Below are 19,827 nucleotides of genomic sequence, written 5' to 3'. Positions count from 1 at the left end.
CAAAGTGACGTCCGATTACTGAGATAATGTTTGCGCAAGGTGACTGTCATTACTTGACGTCGCCTAGAAAACTTTTTCTCTGCTTAGTGAGTCCGTTAGGTCTCTCTCAAGCGGGAGGCGTATTCTACACTTCCGGTATTTGATGTCAACAATTTATTTTATAAATTATTTAATCTTTTTTCTCGCTTTCTTCAGCTTCTCTTAAGGTTGGTTTGACAAACTTAAGATGTCCTGCAAAAGCTGGGCGCATTGTAGAGATTTATAACTTTAGGTCAACCCTAATACCGAAAAAAAAGTGAAATTAATTTAATATTGTCGAAATCAGTTTATTTAACGAACAATTACCGAATAAAGTATTATTTATAACAAATTGTTGTTACTTTTAAACTCTTAACGATTTTTGTTGTCTTACTACAGATTAGTAGGTCTAAGTAGGTGTTTATTATGAAAAAAATTACCCCGATCGTGTTAGCTTTGGGCGTTTTAAGTACTCACGCATTTGCAATACCAGCAAATGGCGTTAGTGACAATAATAGTCGCTTGACCGCTGACTTTGTTAAAAAGCAAGTTGATCAGTCGATGTCCATCGGCCGCGCAATAAAAAGTATTATCGGAAATTACCCTAGAGAAGCAATCGGAGTAGTAAGCACTGCCCTAGACTTGTATCCAGAAAAGTATAAAGAAATTATCCACGCAGCTATTTCTGCCGAACCAGCATTAACAGGTGAAGTTGTTTCTTTGGCGATTGAAAAAGGTATTAGTAGTAGCTCTAGCATTGTAGAGACAGCTATTAATGCAGAACCTAGTTATGTCGACTTTATAGTTCGCGCAGCAGCCTTTTCAACACCTGAAGAAATGGACGAAATTGTACGCATTGCCGTGGAGACAGAACCAGATTCCGCAGACAACATCGTGCAAACTTTATCTCGCTCACATCCAAATGAAATGGTAGAAATTATCAAAACTGCAGTTTCAGCAATGCCGTTTGTTGGTGAATATGTAGTAGATGCATTATTAGCAACCTTCCCAGATGAAGCTGAGCAGGTAGTTACTACCGCTTTACGCGAATCATCAAAGGAGCAAGAAAGTGTAAGAAGAATTTTGGTGACCGCTATTAATGCGGGGGTGCCACCTGAAGAGTTATTTAAGTATGCAAAAAATGCAGGTGCAACAGATGAACAGTTAGCGTTCATAAAAAACCAATAAGTTTCGACCTGGCAGTTTATTCTAATTATTATTTAGATAAATAGCAGATACAAAAAAGCCGAGCATTAGCTCGGCTTTTTTAATTGGTTTGGAGTTATTACTCCTCAGTTACTACTTCAGCTTCTTCAACTTCTTCAATAACTGGACGGTCAACTAGTTCAACGAAAGCCATTGGCGCGTTATCACCAGAACGGAAACCACATTTTAAAATGCGAAGATATCCGCCTGGGCGAGCTTCATAGCGCGGACCAAGTTCATTAAACAATTTACCAACAACTTCTTTATCACCAGTACGTGCCATCGCCAAACGACGATTAGCTACACTGTCTTGCTTAGCAAGTGTGATAAGAGGTTCGATTACGCGACGCAGTTCTTTAGCTTTTGGCAACGTAGTTTTAATAACTTCGTGCTTAACTAATGAGCCAGCCATGTTTTTAAACATTGCTTGACGATGACTGCTGTTACGATTTAACTGACGACCACTGTTACGATGGCGCATAGCTCTATCCTTCTTTACAAATCAGTTTATCTTGCGACCTGATTAATCTTTTTCTGCGATACTCTCTGGAGGCCAATTTTCTAGGCGCATACCCAAAGAAAGACCACGAGATGCCAACACGTCTTTAATCTCAGTAAGAGATTTCTTACCTAAGTTAGGCGTTTTTAACAGCTCAACTTCAGTGCGTTGCACCAGGTCACCAATGTACTGGATAGCTTCAGCTTTCAAACAGTTAGCTGAACGTACAGTAAGCTCTAAATCATCAACTGGACGAAGAAGAATAGGATCAAATTCCGGCTTCTCTTCTTTAGCAACAGGCTCTGAAATATCACGAAGTTCAACGAATGCGTCTAATTGCTCAGCTAAAATTGTAGCTGAACGACGAATCGCTTCTTCCGGATCCAAAGTTCCATTGGTTTCCATATCAATAATTAATTTGTCTAAATCTGTGCGTTGTTCAACACGAGCAGATTCAACGTTATAAGCTATACGCTCTACTGGACTATAAGAAGCATCAACTAACAAACGACCGATAGGTCGATCATCTTCTTCAGAGGAACGGCGAGTTGACGCAGGAACATATCCACGACCCATTTCAACTTTGATACGCATGCTTAACTCGGCATCGCCAGTAAGCGTACAAATCAAATGGTCAGGATTAAAGATCTCTACATCTCCATCATGCTGAATATCACCAGCAGTAACAGGGCCTGCACCAGACTTGACTAAAGTAAGAGTAGCTTCAGTTTTGCCTTCGATTTTAACAGCCAAACCTTTAAGGTTAAGCAAAATCTCGATGACATCTTCTTGTACACCCTCTTTAGTGCTGTACTCATGTAATACACCATCGATTTCAACTTCTGTCACGGCGCAACCAGGCATCGATGACAAAAGGATGCGACGAAGCGCGTTACCAAGAGTATGACCAAAACCACGCTCTAATGGCTCAAGTGTCACTTTAGCGCGTGTTGGTGATAAGTTTTCTATTTCCACTAACCTTGGTTTTAGGAATTCAGTTACAGAACCCGGCATTGTTTCCTCTCTTGATTATGCTTTACTTAGAGTAAAGTTCGACGATCAACTGTTCGTTAATTTCAGCAGACAAATCAGTTCTTTCAGGAACACGTTTGAAAACGCCTTCCATCTTCTTGCTGTCTACTTCAATCCAAGTTGGTTTCTCACGTTGGTCCGCCAACTCTAAAGCAGCAACGATACGCGCTTGCTTTTTAGATTTCTCACGAACGGAAACAACGTCTTCAGCAGAAACATTATAAGAAGGTATATTAACAACCTTACCGTTAACCATAATAGCTTTATGGCTTACTAGCTGACGAGCTTCAGCACGTGTACTAGCAAAACCCATACGGTAAACAACATTGTCAAGACGCTGTTCTAAAAGCTGTAGCAAGTTTTCACCTGTGTTGCCTTTTAAACGCGCTGCTTCTTTATAATAGTTACGGAACTGCTTTTCCAATACGCCATACATACGACGTACTTTTTGCTTTTCACGTAGCTGCACACCGTAATCAGACAAACGGCCACGACGGGCTCCATGCTGACCTGGGGCAGTATCTATCTTACATTTCGAGTCAATTGCTCGAACGCCACTTTTAAGGAACAAATCTGTTCCTTCGCGACGACTAAGTTTGAGTTTTGGACCCAAATATCTAGCCATGATCTTTCTCCAACTGTCCGTCGATTAAACGCGACGTTTTTTCGGTGGACGACAACCGTTGTGAGGAATAGGTGTCACATCGGTAATATTAGTGATTTTATAACCAGTTGCATTCAAAGCACGGATTGCAGATTCACGACCTGGACCTGGACCTTTTACGAATACTTCTAAGTTTTTCAAACCGTAATCCTGAGCAGCAATACCTGCGCGCTCAGCAGCAACCTGTGCAGCAAAAGGGGTAGATTTACGTGAACCACGGAAACCTGAACCACCTGACGTTGCCCAAGACAAGGCGTTACCTTGACGGTCAGTAATTGTCACTATTGTGTTGTTGAAAGACGCATGGATATGAGCCATACCGTCTGCAACTTGACGTTTTGCGCGCTTACGCGTGCTTTTTGTAGGTGCTTTAGCCATAACTAACCTCGCTTACTTTTTAATTGGCTTACGAGGACCTTTACGGGTACGCGCATTTGTTTTAGTGCGTTGACCACGTAGAGGTAAGCTACGACGGTGGCGTATACCACGGAAGCAACCTAGGTCCATCAAACGTTTGATGTTCATTGACACTTCACGGCGAAGATCACCTTCTACCATGAATTTCGCGACTTCGTCACGAAGCTTGTCAATCGTTGTTTCATCAAGATCTTTAATCTTGGTTGACTCTGTAACACCAGCAGCTTCACAAATGCTTTTCGCACGTGTCGCGCCTACGCCATAGATTGATTGGATAGCAATCACAGCGTGCTTGTGTTCAGGGATGTTAATGCCAGCGATACGGGCCATTAACAGCACTCCTCTTAAATTATTGTCATCAGCCTAAAAAGCCCGATAGGATACTTACCCGATGACCAAATTGCAAATTAAGCTTGGGTGAGTCGGTAGTATGACCGATTTCACCCAAATACCACATTTCGATTAACCTTGCCTTTGCTTATGCTTAGGGTCAGAACTACAAATTATACGTACCACGCCATTGCGTTTTACGACTTTGCAGCTACGGCAAATCTTTTTAACGGATGCACGAACTTTCATATCACCACTCCGTAAACGCTTATCTTAACGACCGTAGCCTTTAAGATTCGCTTTCTTAAGAACAGATTCATATTGATGTGACATCAAATGAGTCTGCACCTGCGCCATGAAATCCATGATTACCACCACGATAATAAGTAGTGATGTACCGCCAAAATAGAACTGAACGTTCCAAGCGATCAACATGAATTCAGGCACCAAACAAATAAAGGTTATGTAAAGTGCGCCTGCCAAAGTAAGGCGTGTCATTACTTTATCGATGTAACGAGACGTTTGCTCACCAGGACGAATACCAGGTACAAAAGCACCAGACTTTTTCAAGTTATCTGCTGTCTCACGTGGGTTAAATACCAACGCAGTATAGAAGAAACAGAAGAAGATAATCGCCGCAGCGTATAACATTACGTACAAAGGCTGCCCAGGGGACAACATCAAAGCCACATCCTGTAACCAGGAGAATGACTCATTTTGACCGAACCAACTTGCGATAGTTCCAGGGAACAAAATAATACTAGATGCAAAGATAGGAGGAATAACACCGGCCATATTTACCTTAAGAGGTAAATGCGTACTTTGTGCTGCAAAAACCTTACGGCCTTGCTGTTTCTTCGCATAGTTAACAACAATACGTCGTTGACCACGTTCAACAAACACTACAAAGTAAGTGATGGCTACAATGATTACACCAATCAACAATAACAATAGTACATTCAGGTCACCTTGTCTGGCTTGCTCCGCAGTCTGACCAATCGCTGTAGGCAGACCGGCAACAATACCAGAAAAGATCAAAATGGAGATACCGTTACCGATACCTCTTTCGGTAATTTGCTCACCTAACCACATCAAAAACATGGTACCAGTAACCAAACTCACTACCGCTGTAAAGTAAAAACCGAAACCAGGGGCAATCACCAAACCTGAAATCAAGTTAGGTAAATTAGTCGCTATTCCAATTGCTTGGAAAGTTGCCAACACCAACGTAAAGTAACGTGTGTACTGACTTATTTTACGACGTCCGGCTTCGCCTTCTTTTTTCAACTCAATCATCGGCGGATGCACAACTGTAAGCAACTGCATGATAATTGAAGCCGAAATATATGGCATAATACCTAGGGCAAGAACCGATGCGCGCTCAAGTGCACCACCTGAAAACATATTAAACATTTCCACGATAGTGCCCTTTTGCTGCTCAAATAACTGAGCTAACACATTGGCATCAATACCAGGAATAGGTACATATGAACCGAGTCTAAATACAATGATCGCACCTAGTACGAACAATAGTCTTGATTTAAGCTCGCTCAAGCCGCCTTTAGCGCTTGAGTCCTGTCCTGGTTTTGCCATCTAGCTTATTCCTCTACTTTACCGCCAGCTGCTTGAATTGCTTCAAGTGCGCCTTTAGATACCTTTAAACCTTTTACAGTAACTGCACGAGAGATTTCGCCACTTTTCATAACTTTGACGTTTAGCATTTCTTTTTTGATAAGACCTGCTGCTTTCAAAGTTACTAGTGAAACCTCATCACCTTCTACTTTAGCAATTTCACTCAATGTAACTTGGTCAGAAACAAAGGATACACGAGAAGTGAAACCGAACTTAGGTAGACGGCGCTGGATTGGCATTTGTCCGCCTTCAAAACCAGGCTTAACAGAACCGCCAGAGCGACTCTTTTGACCTTTGTGACCGCGGCCACCAGTTTTTCCAAGACCTGAACCGATACCGCGACCTACGCGCTTACCAGAATTTTTAGCTCCAGGTGCAGGAGCAATAGTATTTAATTTCATCTCTTACTCCTCCACTAATTCGACCATGTAATATACACGGTTGATCATGCCACGAACGGCTGGGGTGTCTTCCAACTCACGAACATGCCCGATGCGACGCAAACCTAAACCAGTCAATGTAGCTCTGTGCTTAGGTAGACGACCAATAGAGCTTTTAGTTTGCTTTACTTTAATCATCTTAGCCATGTTCAATTACCCCAAAATTTCGTCAACAGGCAATCCACGTTTTGCAGCAATCCCTTCAGGAGAGTTCATCTCTACTAAAGCATTGATTGTTGCACGAACAACGTTGATTGGGTTTGTTGAGCCGTAGCATTTTGAAAGTACGTTTTGTACACCTGCAACTTCAAGAACTGCACGCATTGCACCACCGGCAATAATACCAGTACCTTCTGATGCTGGTTGCATGTAAACCTTGGAGCCTGAGTGACGTCCTTTAATTGGATGCTGTAGCGTGTTGCCGTTAAGGTCTACGTTCACAAGATTGCGACGTGCCTTTTCCATAGCTTTTTGGATTGCAGCAGGTACTTCACGTGCCTTACCGTAACCAAAACCAACACGACCATTTCCGTCACCAACTACTGTCAAAGCAGTAAAGCTAAAGATACGACCACCTTTAACTACTTTTGATACACGGTTTACAGCGATCAGCTTTTCTAACAGGTCACCCTGTTGTTGAACTTCTACTTTAGCCATAATTAACTCCTAGAACTGAAGGCCTGCTTCACGTGCAGCGTCAGCTAATGCTTTAACTCGACCGTGATATTTGAAACCACTACGGTCAAAAGCAATTTCTTTGATGCCTTTTTCAATAGCGCGTTCTGCAATCGCTTTGCCTACTGCTGCAGCAGCTTCAGAATTACCCGTAGATTTAAGGGAATTACGAAGTTCTGTTTCAACAGTAGAAGCCGCCGCTAACACTTCTGAACCACTAGGCGCGATTAACTGCGCGTATATGTGGCGAGGTGTGCGGTTAATAACCAAGCGATGCGCGGCCAGTTCACTAATTTTTTTGCGGGCGCGGGTAGCGCGACGCAAGCGAGCTGATTTCTTATCCATCGTATCACCTACCTACTTTTTCTTAGCTTCTTTACGACGCACAACTTCATCAGCATAACGAACACCCTTACCTTTATAAGGCTCTGGTGGACGATAAGCGCGGATGTTAGCTGCAACCTGACCTACCACTTGCTTATCAGCGCCTTTGACGACGATTTCAGTTTGGGTAGGAGTTTCAATCGAAATACCAGCAGGCATTTCATAAACTACTGGGTGAGAGAAGCCCAACGTTAGGTTAAGTTTGCTACCTTGTGCTTGAGCACGGTAACCAACACCTGTTAGTTGTAATTTCTTTTCGAACCCTTCAGATACACCATGTACCATTGCATTCAATAAAGAGCGAGCTGTACCAGCTTGAGCCCAATTGTTAGCGAAACCTTCACGAGGAAGTGCTTTCAATTGATTCTCTTCTTGTACGACTTCAACTGCGTCGTTGAATGAACGATTTAGAGTACCGTTTTTTCCTTTAACTGTGACATCTTGACCAGCGATAGTTACTTCTACACCAGATTTGATATCGACAGGAGCTTTTGCTATACGTGACATATTCTATCTCCCGTTACGCTACATAACCGATGATCTCACCGCCCATGCCAGCTTTACGAGCTGCACGGTCAGTCATCACACCTTTTGAGGTAGACACGATAGCTATTCCCAAACCACCCATCACTTTAGGAAGCTCATCTTTTTTCTTATAGATGCGCAGACCAGGACGACTGACTCGTTCAATGCTCTCAATTACTTTTTTGCCTTCGAAGTATTTAAGTGCTACTTCAATTACAGGCTTAACGTCACCAGACACAGCGAAGTCAGAGATATAACCTTCATCTTTTAAAACTTTAGCGATTGAAACGCGAAGTTTAGAAGAAGGCATAGCAACTGTTACTTTGCTTGCCAATTGGCCGTTACGAATGCGGGTAAACATATCCGCGATAGGATCTTGCATGCTCATATTGGCTACTCCTTACCAGCTGGCTTTTTTAAGGCCAGGGACTTCACCGCGCATTGCTGCTTCACGCAACTTTATACGGCTAAGACCAAATTTGCGTAGGAACCCATGTGGACGTCCAGTTACACGGCAGCGGTTTTGCTTGCGTGATAGACTAGAGTCACGTGGAAGTTGTTGTAGCTTAAGAACAGCATCCCAACGTTCTTCATCAGTAACGTTAACATCGCTGATAATCGCTTTTAGCTCAGCACGTTTAGTACCGTACTTTGCTGCTAGCTTGGCGCGTTTTACTTCGCGCGCTTTCATTGATTCTTTTGCCATAACCCTACACCTTATTTTCTAAACGGGAAGTTAAAAGCGGTTAAAAGCGCTTTTGCTTCATCGTCTGAGTTTGCGCTAGTAGTGATAGTAATATCCATACCGCGAATCTTATCAACTTTATCAAAGTCGATCTCAGGGAAGATAATTTGCTCACGTACACCCATGCTATAGTTACCACGGCCGTCGAATGATTTTGCATTCAAGCCACGGAAGTCACGGATACGAGGAATTGCGATTGAAATCAAACGTTCCAAGAATTCCCACATACGCTCACCACGTAAGGTTACTTTACAGCCAATCGGATAACCTTCACGGATTTTAAAACCCGCTACAGACTTACGAGCAACAGTAACAATTGGTTTTTGTCCAGCAATCGCAGCCATATCAGCCTGCGCGTTTTCCAAAACTTTCTTGTCCGCTATCGCTTCACCTAAACCCATGTTTAAGGTGATTTTTTCGATCCGAGGGACTTGCATGACGCTTTTGTAGTTGAACTGCTTCGCAAGTTCGCCCACTACTGTTTCTTTATAGAAATCATGCAGTTTCGCCATCGTACTCTCCAATTAATTAAACTAGTTCGCCGTTAGATTTGAAGAAACGAACTTTCTTCTCATCTTCGAAACGGAAACCAACGCGATCTGCTTTACCCGTCGCTGGGTTAACAACCGCTACATTTGATACGTGAATTGCTGCTTCCTTTTCAATGATGCCGCCAGGGACATTCATTTGAGGATTAGGCTTCTGGTGTTTCTTCACCAAATTCACACCTTCTATTATTAGCTTGTCATCAGACGCTAGTACTTTAAGGACTTTGCCTTGTTTTCCTTTGTCTTTGCCTGCTAATACGACTACTTCATCATCACGACGAATTTTTCTAGCCATTATCGTGACTCCTTATAGTACCTCTGGGGCCAATGAAATGATCTTCATGAATGAATCTCCACGAAGCTCACGAGTGACCGGGCCAAAGATACGCGTACCAATAGGTTGCTTGTTTGCGTTAAGCAAAACAGCTGCGTTATTATCAAAACGGATAGTAGAACCATCAGCTCGACGAACGCCTTTCCTAGTACGCACCACCACTGCATTCAGAACGTCACCTTTTTTTACTTTGCCACGAGGAATTGCTTCCTTGACAGTAACTTTGATGATGTCACCGATATGTGCATAACGGCGATGCGAGCCACCAAGAACCTTAATACACTGAACCCTGCGAGCGCCGGAGTTGTCGGCAACATCCAGGTTAGTTTGCATTTGGATCATGTTAGTGCTCCGCTGTTTAAATTAAGACCCTCACGGGTCGTTTAAGCTACAAAAATTCTAACAAACTAAAAGTTTAATGCTTTTTCGCTTGCTGAAAATTCATACATACCCCTATAAAAAGGGCGCGAAACTATAACAGAAAATAAAGCTGTGTGATAGCGCAATTTCAAAATAATTGTAGAATAAGTGGTAATCAGTAAATATAGATTTACAAAGGAAGGTTTAACGGCTGTGGGAAAATAACTTGTTGGATAAAAAAATCGGCTCTAAGGAGCCGATTTTTACTGAATCAATTGGTTAATATAGAAGTGAAATCTTATATCCTGTTGGAGAATCTAACGACTCTTCAATAGTAATTATATAATTTGCTTCTTCATTTAAACCTAGTAGTTCAGTTCTATCCAATAAGATTTGGGTATCTTCATTGTCATCGAATACCGCTACCAATTCATAGAAATCACTTGGCAATGTAACCGATTTAGATTCACCAAAGTCGATACTTGATATTAGGTACTCAGCAGATTCAATGGTTTCGTCTTTACGTACAAAATATAAGTCAACGTCGATGAAATCAGAAACTAAGTTAGCAGCTACCACTTCTTTATCGTAAACCTGAGGTTGATCACTCTCATCGAAAGATAGTGAAGTTAGCTTATCGTTAGCATCTTGATAGATGATGATAGCCTTACTTTCACCTTGGTTTAACGTTACTAAGCGATTGTTAAAGTTAATAGTACCGTCAGTTGTTAGCTCAGCAGATAAACGATAATCACCGAATTCGATATCATTAAAGTCAGTTTTTTCATTTGCATTTACTTGCAAAGGATCAGTTACTTCATTTCCTTCTAAGGTAAATTCAACGGCGCCATTGTCTAGACTGTTGTAAAGACGGTATTGAGCGCTCGCATTAACATCATCAAGGTTCGACACTGTTGAAGAGTTAAGCACTAAATCAATTTCGATATCATCTTGAATCGCACCACTGCTGCTGCGAATGACTAGAACATACTCAGTAGCAAATTGGAATGAAACTGTATTAGACTCAAAAATGACGTCAGTTGAACCAGGTTCAGTTAGGTAAATAGTATAGCTACCTTCGTCGAAGTTTTCGTCATCGTCATCAGGAGCCCAGTAAACCATCTCATCCAAGCTTTCGTAATTTATGGTAGATAACAAGTTAGCTTCACTAAACGGAGAACCTGAATCACTCATATACAAATCGTAGCTGCTTTGGTCAGAAACAACCGAAATAGCAAATAATCTAAAATGGTCATCAAGCTCTTCGCGCTCAAAGCGATATTCATTGAACGTTGGGTCGGTGAAATCACCGGTTAGCATTACCAACGTTTTCTGACCATTTGGTAAATCAATATCGCGAGTCTCAAGAATCACTTCTTGGTCATCTGAATCTGTCCGATAAAACTCAATTTCAGTAAATCCCGTATCGGTCTGGATCATACTAGTGACATCACCGTAAGACGCAGATGCTAGAACTTGCGTTTCTTCAGTGCCGCGCATAGTGGTTAAAGCACTATTTGTGGAACCATTGTAAAATTGAATATAACCAGAAGAACTGAATTCAGTATCATTGTCATCTGAGCTACTGCAGGCTGTTAACCCTGTGGCCAATAACACACCCATCAGGGCAAAACTAACTTTACTTCGCATTAAAACACTTTCCTTAAAAACAAGCGCAAAACCTAATTGCAGGGATTCTATAACGAAGTTACGATTCATACACTAAATAAAAGTTCAAATCTTTAGATAATCTTTTCAAAAAACTCGTAAACTCCAATAGAAAACAATGGGCAGTGACTTTAAGTATGCCAATAAAAAATGACAACTACCTAATTCAACCGCCCCTACTGAAAATGAAAACTGTTAATTACCGCCCACCATTTCGCTAGTAGTTTATATCCAAATCAGATTAAGTGAGATGGAAATATCCGCCTATGATAACCAAACCACCTTTTCTTTGTAAGGTGCATTAATCACATCTTTGTATTTTTTCTCTAAAACATGCCGTTTTATTTTCAAAGTTGGCGTTAATAAGTCGTTTTCAATCGTCCAATCATCTTCAACAACTACTAATCTATCTAAAACTTGATGACTTTCTAAGTTGGCGTTCACTTTATGTACGGTTTCTTCGAGAGACCTAATCACTTGTTCGGCGCTTTGTTTTCTCGCTATTTCGGAAATAATCAACAATGCGATAGGCTGCTTGAGGTCACTGCCCGTTACACAAACCTGTTCGACTATTTCATTTTCCATGATTAACGATTCAATCGGCACCGGCGTTACGTATTTACCCTTGGCGGTTTTAAAAATATCTTTTAAGCGTCCAGTGATACGAATATACCCTTCATTATCTAATTCGCCTTTATCACCGGTTCGCAAATAACCATCTTCAGTAAAGACTTCGGCAGTTTTTTCAGCCTCTAAATAGTACTCCTTCATATTACAGGGGCCTTTAACTTGAATTTCCCCATCCTCAGCAATACGAATATCGACACCTTCATAGGCTTTACCAATACAACCAATTTTGTCTTCACGGAAAGGCACGCTGCTAGTTCCATAAGCACAGTTTTCTGTCATGCCCCAGCCTTCACAGATTTCTATGCCGATGCGGTGAAACCAGTGGATTGTGGCGGGAGGAATTGGTGCAGACCCGCTGGCGCACAGACGGGCGTTATCTAACCCCAAGCCTTTACGAATTTTCTTAGCGACAATACCTCCAATAATAGGTATCCGTAATAAACGCTCAAGTTTCCTCTGGGGCATTTGCGCCAAAACCCCCATTTGAAAACGAGTCCAGAGTCTTGGAACAGATATAAACAATGTAGGTTGGCAGCGCTGAATATCTGTTTTAAACGTGTCCAACGATTCGATGAAAAATATGTGTAGCCCAGAATATAAACTCGCCATCTCGACTAATATTCTCTCAGTAATATGAGCAAGGGGTAGATAACTTAGAATTCTGTCTTGTTCATTGACACTTAATGCAGATAACGACGATTTCGCAGTCCAGCTAACAGATTCATAGGTTTGTACAACACCTTTAGGCGCACCAGTACTTCCTGATGTATAAATAATGGTCATAACATCTTTCATATCGGGTACGGGATATCCCTCGAACTCACCGCCTGCGGTGAAAGTTTCCCAATCGACGTCACACATGTTCCCAGCATATGGAAAAGCAATACTCTTAATACCATCAGGAATTGCAGCAATTTGCTCCGCCGCATGTTCCAACTTACCCACAAAAACGACTGGGCATTTAGCATGATCTAACACGTAGGATATTGTGTCAGGGCCGGCGGTTGGGAAAATCGGTATTGAAATGTGTCCGGCCATCATTATGGCTAAATCAGTGATGAACCATTCGGCGCAATTTTTTGAAATAAGTCCAATATGGCTGCCTTTTGGTAACCCTAAGTTGGTCAAACCTTGCGCCACTTGACGTACTTTTTGATCCACTTGCTGCCAACTATATTCAGTTACTTTGCCATTTAGAGGTTGAGTTAAATATATTTTATTGGGGTGTGATTTTACTTTTTCGTAAAATAATTCTAGAGGCGTTTTAGTGGTCATTTGGATACCTGATTCGTTCCGACTAGGTTAAATTTACTCATTGATTGAATGAATAAACCGTCTAAGTCTTTAAATTAACAAAAAGATAACACTATTAGAACACTGCTTGCGGCTGAATGAACCTTATTTTCGATGAATCAATAATCATTTTTGATGATAGAAAACTATTCAACATATTTTTACTGAAAAATGCAGCGAGTTATTAATGAATTTTAACTTAGTATTAGCGCAGGTAAACAGAGGTTGGGCTGATGGTTTATTCACTGACATTGAAAGCTTGAGGTAAGTGAATAAACCATATTGTAGAATGACTAAACTTGTCTTTGGCGGACTATTTCAAACAAGCAAACCCCAGTTGCAACTGAAACATTCAAACTAGTAACGGTGCCAGCCATTGGCAGTTTGATAAGCTCATCGCAATGTTCTCGGGTTAATCGTCTCATGCCCTTGCCTTCAGCCCCCATGACTAGAGCAATAGGGCCATTAAACGAGCACTCATAAAGGCTCTGTTTTGCTTCGCCTGCAGTGCCAACAATCCATACTCCAGCTTTTTGCAGTTCCCTTAAGGTTCTTGCTAAGTTGGTGACTTGCACTAATGGAATTACGTCAGCAGCTCCGCTGGCAACTTTGCGTACTGTAGGTGTTAATGCCGCTGACTTATCTTTGGGCACCACTAGGGCATGAACGCCAGCTGCCTCTGCAGTACGTAAACAAGCACCTAAATTGTGAGGATCGGTTACTCCGTCAAGGATAAGCAAAAACGGCTTATCATTGCTTTCAACTATCGCCATTAAGTCATTTTCACTGTATTGCTTACCAGGTTTAGCTCGAGCAACGACTCCTTGGTGTTGTTCACCATCCACTTTATCGTCTAAGGTTTTGCGTTGGCAAAATTGCACAGCAATCCCAAAACGTCGAGCTTGATTGATTATGTTGAACAATCGATCATCTTCACGACCTTTGAGCACAAACAACTCTATGAGTCTTTCGGGTTCGCGCTGAACAACTGCTTCTAAAGCGTGAATACCATATAACCACTCTTGCTGAGCCATGCCTATTTATTCCTTTTTGCTGAACGACGTTTAGACTTTGCAGCCTTAGTCGATGATTTATCTGTGGCTCTTCTGCTTGGTTTACCAGCCCCTTTTTTCGCCGCACCTTGTTTGGCCGACTCCTTGGGTTCGCCTTTTGATTGCGTTTTATCGGTCGCCTTTCTAGGCTTGCTTCCGGCAGCTTTGCGAGCTCCGCGGCCCTTAGGTTCATCTAAGATAAAGTCAATTTTTCGTTCATCCAGATTAACCGCTGCCACTTTAACTTTGAGGGGATCACCTAAACGGTAACGTTTACCCATAGCTTCACCAACCAGACATTGTTTCACTTCATCAAAATGATAGTAGTCATTTTCCAATGATGAGATGTGTACCAATCCATCGATATGAAACTCACTCAAGCGCACAAAAAAGCCGAAACCGGTAACAGACGCAATAACGCCTTCAAATACATCGCCTACGTGGTCCAACATGAATTCACATTTTAACCAATCAGCCACGTCTCTTGTCGCATCATCTGCTCGGCGCTCAGTCATTGAACACTGTTCGCCTAGCGCCTCTACCTCTTCTTCGCTGTATGACTTACCACCGGTTTTACTTTTACGGCTGGCTTGCTTATCAAGAACCGCTTTAATTGCGCGGTGCACCACTAAGTCAGGATAGCGCCGAATTGGCGATGTAAAATGAGCGTAAGCTTCTAAAGCCAATCCAAAGTGACCAATATTGTCATTGTCATATACCGCTTGCTTCATTGACCGCAACAGCATAGTTTGTATCAACTCTTGATCTGGACGACCTTGTATTTTTCCCACTAAATCGGTGAAATCTTGCGGTTTAGCTTCTTTACCTATGCGATGTTCAATGCCGACTTCTTTCAAATAAGACGTAAAAGAAGTCAATCTGTCTTCATTCGGTTCATCGTGGATTCGATACAATGCTGGCGCTTTATTTTTTTCTAAAAATTGAGCCGCCGACACATTTGCCAAAATCATACATTCTTCAATCAGCTTGTGGGCATCATTGCGCACCACTGGAACAATGTGATCTATTTTCCGTTGTGCATTGAACACAAATTTACTTTCTTGAGTTTCAAACTCAATCGCGCCCCGCTTATTACGTGCTCTTTTCAGCACACGGTACATATCATGCAAATTACGCAAATGGGGAACGTGCTCAATGTAACGTTTATGTAATTCTGGATCGCCGTCTAAAATAGCACCCACTTTGGTATACGTAAGGCGAGCCTTAGAATTCATAACGGCTTCATAAAACTGGTAATCTTGCAGCTTTCCGTGCGCACTAATCGTCATTTCACAGACCATGCACAAACGATCAACTTCAGGATTAAGGGAACATAACCCGTTGCTCAATACTTCAGGCAACATAGGAACTACTTGTTCAGGAAAGTAAACTGAATTACCGCGCTGTTGTGCTTCATCATCCAATGCGGTGCCGGTTTTCACATAATAACTGACATCAGCAATAGCAACCCAAAGCTGCCAACCTCCTTCGTCAAGAGGCTCACAAAATACCGCATCATCAAAATCACGCGCGTCTTCACCATCAATAGTAACCAGTGGCAATTGACGCAAATCAATTCGATTTTGCTTTGCTTCTTCAGGAACTTGTTCTTGTAAACTAGCAACTTGTCTACTGACAGCCTTTGGCCATTCATGAGGTATATCAAAAGTGCGCAATGCCATTTCGATTTCCATACCTGGAGCCATATGCTCGCCAAGTACTTCTAATATCTTGCCAATAGGATTTACGCGTTTGCGGGGACGCTGTATGACTTCCACTACAACAACGTTTCCCTGGCGAGCACCATTAACATGCTCAGCTGGGATCATAATTTCATGATTGATCCGGCTATCGTCGGGGATCACCATGCTGACGCCATGCTCAACAAAATATCGTCCCACAATGGGCTCTGAGCGCGGCTCAATGATTCGTGCAATTCTCGCTTCTCTGCGGCCACGATTATCAGTGCCACTTTCTTTGACTAACACTACATCATCATGAAGTAGCGCTTGCATTTGCGCTTGATGGATAAATAAATCTTTTTCGCCATCATCGCGTTTAAGGAAGCCAAAACCGTCTCGGTGGCCTATTACCCGGCCTTTAATGAGTTCCATTTTATCGGCCACGCCATATTTTTTCTGACGATTGAAGACTATTTGACCTTCGCGCTCCATGGCTCTTAAGCGCCGTTGAACACCTATGCGGCTATCTTCGTCTGAGGCTTTGACTAACTGGCAAATTTCTAAAAATGTAAGGGGAGTTTTTTGCTCTACCATCACCTGCAGCAAATATTCTCTACTTGCTACAGGGTTTTCATATTTGTCTTTTTCACGCAGGAAATGAGGATCGTTTTTTTCTAAATTTTGTTTATTTTTTATATTCATATTCGGCATTATAGTCATTGATTGTTACTAAACTATGTTTTTTTGAAATTTTGGGCAAATTTTATTCAAAAGCAGCCAAATAGCCCTGCAATATGTGTTTAGGCATACACTTTAAATAAACTGATAAGCATCTCCAAACAGGTTTTCCAACAATAAGCCTTGTTTTTGGAAATCGTCTCGAGCCACACCGGCCATTTCAAATCGACCTGCAACATACACTTGATAGGGTTCTAAACTGACAAAATCAGCCAATATGGCTTGGTGAACCCAACCGGATTTACCTTGCCAATCTTCATCAGGTGCATCTACTACCGGAATAAATCGAAAATTCGAATGCTCTTTCTCCAGTTCAATCAGCGCTTCGTATTCATACATATCAGCTAACGTCTGAGTTCCCCAGTATAAAAATACAGGTTGCGTATCGGCGATTTTTAATCGTTGTTGGAGAATAGAATATGTATATGAAAACCCCGTTCCGCCAGCTAATAAAATAGTGGGTTTAATATTCTCGTCTCGTAAATATGCTTCACCATGTCCACCAGCGATATCGATTTCACCCTTGGTCTTCATTTTTTCTAACACTTGACCGGCATAATCATTGCCAACACCTGCCCCTATGTGTAACTCGATTTGGTTACTACCATCCGGCGAGTTGGCTATAGAGAAAGGTCGGGAATCGTTTTCACCCATAATAACTTTCACGTATTGTCCGGCTTTAAACGACACTGGACTTGATGCAGCCAACTTTACTCGACTAACAATGTCGGTTAACGGCTCAATTGATTCTACTTTACAACTTATTGGTGACATAAAAACGCTAGCTTCTCTTTATTAATCAGATTTAGGTAACAGCTCTAAGCTGTCCCAGATTTCGTCTACATAGGACTTAACTGAGGCATCCATCTCAATCGGCTCGCCCCATTCTCTATCGGTTTCACCCGGCATTTTATTGGTAGCATCCATTCCCATTTTCGAACCTAATCCTGAAACGGGGGACGCAAAATCAAGATAATCGATTGGCGTATTCTCGATTAACGTTGTATCTCTGGATGGATCCATTCGCGTTGTGATTGCCCAGATAACATCTTTCCAATCTCTGGCGTTCACATCGTCATCGCAAACTATCACAAACTTGGTGTACATGAACTGACGTAAGAATGACCAAACTCCCATCATTACCCGTTTGGCATGACCAGGATATTGTTTTTTCATGGTCACTATTGCTAACCGATAACTACAGCCTTCTGGAGGAAGATAAAAATCAACAATTTCAGGAAATTGCTTTTGTAGAATGGGTACAAACACTTCGTTTAGCGCAACGCCCAATATTGCTGGCTCATCAGGTGGTCTGCCAGTATAAGTTGAATGGTATATGGGATCTTTTCGATGAGTTATATGGGTTATTGTAAAGACCGGAAACTCATCCACTTCATTATAATACCCAGTATGGTCACCATAAGGTCCTTCTGGTGCAGTTTCACCGGGCGCAATGTATCCTTCTAATACAATTTCAGCATTGGCCGGTACCTGAAGGTCATTACTGATAGATTTAACTACTTCGGTTTTATCTCCCCGCAATAAGCCTGCGAATGCGTATTCTGACAGACTGTCTGGAACCGGTGTTACGGCGCCAAGTATGGTTGCTGGATCAGCCCCAAGAGCCACTGATACCGGATAGTTTTCACCGGGATTTTGCTGACAAAACTCTCTAAAGTCCAGGGCGCCACCACGGTGGGATAACCAGCGCATTATCACTTTATTTTTGGCTATCACTTGTTGTCGGTAAATGCCTAAATTCTGTCGTTTTTTGTTTGGACCTCGGGTAACAGTTAACCCCCAAGTAATCAAAGGAGCCACATCACCTGGCCAACACCTTTGAATGGGAAGTGTCGACAAATCTACATCTTCGCCGGTAATCACCACTTGCTGACAAACGGCTTTACGCACTTCTTTGGCTGGCATATTCAACACTTGCTTGAACACCGGCAGTTTCTCCCACAGATCTTTTAAACCTTTGGGCGGCTCGGGTTCTTTTAAGTAGGCTAATAGTTCTCCAACTTCCCGTAGGGCGCCAACACTTTCTTGGCCCATACCTAAGGCTACACGTTCAGGAGTACCAAAAAGGTTCGCTAAAACAGGAATCGAATAGCCTTTTGGATTCTCAAATAATATAGCGGGTCCACCAGCACGTAACGTACGATCGGCGATTTCGGTCATTTCTAAGTCAGGATCTACCTCAAGGGAAACTCGCTTAAGTTCACCTCTGCTTTCTAACTGCGCTATAAAATCTCGTAAGTCTTTGTATTTCATGTTGAACCGCTATCTATTCAGAACTAATAAGTATAAACCCGTGGGAAGCTTTATACGAGAGATGTGAGAATTTAGTTGTAAAAATAAATTGTTAAATTTTTGTAATTTTATCAATTCAGGGATAATCTAAACACAGGTGATCTTCCATTGTACAAAAGCTATGCAATCGAACATTAGATGCAGTGTGTTATTAATTATCTCGATAATGAGTTTTCACGCGTCAGCAGCATGTGATAGCCCTGCCCATAGGCAATTTGATTTCTGGCTAGGAACTTGGGACGTATATTCTCCACAACACAAAATTGTTGGAATAAATAAAATCACCTCACAACTAAACGGATGTATTTTAACAGAAGAATACCAAACGCCTTCAGGCTACCAAGGTCAAAGCATCAATATATTTGATGTTAGCAACCAACAATGGCATCAAACTTGGGTAGATAATAGCGGTTTACTTCTGTCTTTGAATGGCAAATTTGACGGGCAATCTATGGTACTTGAAGGTCCGGGAAAAACACCTAAAGGAGAAAATATTGTGCACAGAATTACTTGGACGCCATCAGCCGGCAAAAGCGTACGTCAACATTGGGAGTCCAGCCAGAATAATGGCAAAACTTGGACAACCCTGTTTGACGGAAAATATGTAAAACGAAAATAACATTCAACATTATAAGAAGAGTA

25 protein-coding genes are annotated in these 19,827 nt (G+C 42.0%); 2 read left to right on the top strand and 23 right to left on the bottom strand.

Features of this window, described 5'->3' with window-relative positions; translation table 11 throughout:
- Positions 1-444: 444 nt before the first annotated feature.
- Positions 445-1,206, top strand: coding sequence for a hypothetical protein (locus tag KO530_RS17055; RefSeq protein WP_216049662.1), 762 nt, complete (start codon positions 445-447; stop codon positions 1,204-1,206).
- Positions 1,207-1,303: 97 nt separating this feature from the next.
- Here KO530_RS17055 and rplQ read toward each other — a convergent pair whose 3' ends face one another.
- From rplQ to ubiD, 23 genes are all read right to left on the bottom strand, one after another.
- A complete protein-coding gene (gene rplQ, locus KO530_RS17050) occupies positions 1,304-1,705 on the bottom strand; it encodes a 50S ribosomal protein L17 (RefSeq protein ID WP_216049661.1) in 402 nt (133 codons plus the stop codon).
- Between the two features lie 42 nt (positions 1,706-1,747).
- Positions 1,748-2,737: a DNA-directed RNA polymerase subunit alpha gene (locus KO530_RS17045; protein ID WP_008846189.1), complete on the bottom strand. Its 990-nt coding sequence runs from the start codon at positions 2,735-2,737 to the stop codon at positions 1,748-1,750.
- Positions 2,738-2,759: 22 nt separating this feature from the next.
- Positions 2,760-3,380 (bottom strand): 30S ribosomal protein S4, encoded by a 621-nt coding sequence (gene rpsD / locus KO530_RS17040; RefSeq protein ID WP_216049660.1) that lies wholly within the window; start codon positions 3,378-3,380, stop codon positions 2,760-2,762.
- Positions 3,381-3,404: 24 nt separating this feature from the next.
- Positions 3,405-3,797 carry a 30S ribosomal protein S11 gene (gene rpsK, locus KO530_RS17035; RefSeq protein WP_216049659.1) on the bottom strand — a complete coding sequence of 131 codons (393 nt, stop codon included), beginning with the start codon at positions 3,795-3,797 and terminating at the stop codon, positions 3,405-3,407.
- A gap of 12 nt (positions 3,798-3,809) precedes the next feature.
- Positions 3,810-4,166 (bottom strand): 30S ribosomal protein S13, encoded by a 357-nt coding sequence (gene rpsM, locus KO530_RS17030; RefSeq protein WP_008846192.1) that lies wholly within the window; start codon positions 4,164-4,166, stop codon positions 3,810-3,812.
- Between the two features lie 132 nt (positions 4,167-4,298).
- Entirely contained in the window at positions 4,299-4,415 is a 117-nt protein-coding gene (gene rpmJ, locus KO530_RS17025) for a 50S ribosomal protein L36 (protein WP_216049658.1), read from the bottom strand.
- Between the two features lie 24 nt (positions 4,416-4,439).
- Positions 4,440-5,759, bottom strand: a complete 1,320-nt coding sequence (secY, locus tag KO530_RS17020) for a preprotein translocase subunit SecY (RefSeq protein ID WP_216049657.1) — start codon at positions 5,757-5,759, stop codon at positions 4,440-4,442.
- A gap of 5 nt (positions 5,760-5,764) precedes the next feature.
- The gene (rplO, locus tag KO530_RS17015; protein WP_216049656.1) at positions 5,765-6,199 is read right to left on the bottom strand and encodes a 50S ribosomal protein L15; all 435 of its coding nucleotides are present in this window, start codon (positions 6,197-6,199) and stop codon (positions 5,765-5,767) included.
- A gap of 3 nt (positions 6,200-6,202) precedes the next feature.
- A complete protein-coding gene (rpmD, locus tag KO530_RS17010) occupies positions 6,203-6,385 on the bottom strand; it encodes a 50S ribosomal protein L30 (RefSeq protein WP_216049655.1) in 183 nt (60 codons plus the stop codon).
- Positions 6,386-6,391: 6 nt separating this feature from the next.
- The gene (rpsE, locus tag KO530_RS17005) at positions 6,392-6,895 is read right to left on the bottom strand and encodes a 30S ribosomal protein S5 (RefSeq protein WP_216049654.1); all 504 of its coding nucleotides are present in this window, start codon (positions 6,893-6,895) and stop codon (positions 6,392-6,394) included.
- Between the two features lie 9 nt (positions 6,896-6,904).
- Entirely contained in the window at positions 6,905-7,258 is a 354-nt protein-coding gene (gene rplR / locus KO530_RS17000; RefSeq protein ID WP_216049653.1) for a 50S ribosomal protein L18, read from the bottom strand.
- A gap of 12 nt (positions 7,259-7,270) precedes the next feature.
- On the bottom strand, positions 7,271-7,804 hold the full coding sequence (rplF, locus tag KO530_RS16995) for a 50S ribosomal protein L6 (protein ID WP_216049652.1): 534 nt from the start codon (positions 7,802-7,804) through the stop codon (positions 7,271-7,273).
- Positions 7,805-7,817: 13 nt separating this feature from the next.
- On the bottom strand, positions 7,818-8,210 hold the full coding sequence (gene rpsH / locus KO530_RS16990; protein ID WP_216049651.1) for a 30S ribosomal protein S8: 393 nt from the start codon (positions 8,208-8,210) through the stop codon (positions 7,818-7,820).
- A gap of 12 nt (positions 8,211-8,222) precedes the next feature.
- Positions 8,223-8,528, bottom strand: a complete 306-nt coding sequence (rpsN, locus tag KO530_RS16985; protein ID WP_216049650.1) for a 30S ribosomal protein S14 — start codon at positions 8,526-8,528, stop codon at positions 8,223-8,225.
- An 11-nt stretch (positions 8,529-8,539) separates the two neighbouring features.
- Positions 8,540-9,079, bottom strand: a complete 540-nt coding sequence (rplE, locus tag KO530_RS16980) for a 50S ribosomal protein L5 (protein WP_216049649.1) — start codon at positions 9,077-9,079, stop codon at positions 8,540-8,542.
- 16 nt (positions 9,080-9,095) lie between these two features.
- Positions 9,096-9,410: a 50S ribosomal protein L24 gene (rplX, locus tag KO530_RS16975; protein WP_216049648.1), complete on the bottom strand. Its 315-nt coding sequence runs from the start codon at positions 9,408-9,410 to the stop codon at positions 9,096-9,098.
- A 12-nt stretch (positions 9,411-9,422) separates the two neighbouring features.
- On the bottom strand, positions 9,423-9,791 hold the full coding sequence (gene rplN, locus KO530_RS16970; RefSeq protein ID WP_008846203.1) for a 50S ribosomal protein L14: 369 nt from the start codon (positions 9,789-9,791) through the stop codon (positions 9,423-9,425).
- 297 nt (positions 9,792-10,088) lie between these two features.
- Positions 10,089-11,459, bottom strand: a complete 1,371-nt coding sequence (locus KO530_RS16965; RefSeq protein WP_216049647.1) for a DUF4397 domain-containing protein — start codon at positions 11,457-11,459, stop codon at positions 10,089-10,091.
- A gap of 282 nt (positions 11,460-11,741) precedes the next feature.
- Positions 11,742-13,382: an AMP-binding protein gene (locus tag KO530_RS16960; protein ID WP_216049646.1), complete on the bottom strand. Its 1,641-nt coding sequence runs from the start codon at positions 13,380-13,382 to the stop codon at positions 11,742-11,744.
- Between the two features lie 311 nt (positions 13,383-13,693).
- Complete coding sequence (rlmB, locus tag KO530_RS16955; protein WP_216049645.1) at positions 13,694-14,434, bottom strand: 23S rRNA (guanosine(2251)-2'-O)-methyltransferase RlmB; 741 nt, start codon at positions 14,432-14,434, stop codon at positions 13,694-13,696.
- A gap of 2 nt (positions 14,435-14,436) precedes the next feature.
- Entirely contained in the window at positions 14,437-16,836 is a 2,400-nt protein-coding gene (rnr, locus tag KO530_RS16950) for a ribonuclease R (RefSeq protein ID WP_216049644.1), read from the bottom strand.
- Between the two features lie 111 nt (positions 16,837-16,947).
- Positions 16,948-17,646 carry an NAD(P)H-flavin reductase gene (fre, locus tag KO530_RS16945; protein ID WP_216049643.1) on the bottom strand — a complete coding sequence of 233 codons (699 nt, stop codon included), beginning with the start codon at positions 17,644-17,646 and terminating at the stop codon, positions 16,948-16,950.
- Between the two features lie 21 nt (positions 17,647-17,667).
- Positions 17,668-19,146 (bottom strand): 4-hydroxy-3-polyprenylbenzoate decarboxylase, encoded by a 1,479-nt coding sequence (ubiD, locus tag KO530_RS16940; RefSeq protein WP_216049642.1) that lies wholly within the window; start codon positions 19,144-19,146, stop codon positions 17,668-17,670.
- 184 nt (positions 19,147-19,330) lie between these two features.
- Between ubiD and KO530_RS16935 the strand changes: the two genes are divergently transcribed.
- Positions 19,331-19,804 carry a hypothetical protein gene (locus tag KO530_RS16935; RefSeq protein ID WP_303499410.1) on the top strand — a complete coding sequence of 158 codons (474 nt, stop codon included), beginning with the start codon at positions 19,331-19,333 and terminating at the stop codon, positions 19,802-19,804.
- Positions 19,805-19,827 lie beyond the last annotated feature (23 nt).

It is taken from the genome of Aliiglaciecola lipolytica (genome assembly GCF_018860635.1).
In the GTDB taxonomy this organism is placed as follows: domain Bacteria; phylum Pseudomonadota; class Gammaproteobacteria; order Enterobacterales; family Alteromonadaceae; genus Aliiglaciecola; species Aliiglaciecola lipolytica_A.
Note: the sequence above shows the minus strand (reverse complement) of the source record. Positions and strands in the feature narration are given on the sequence as shown.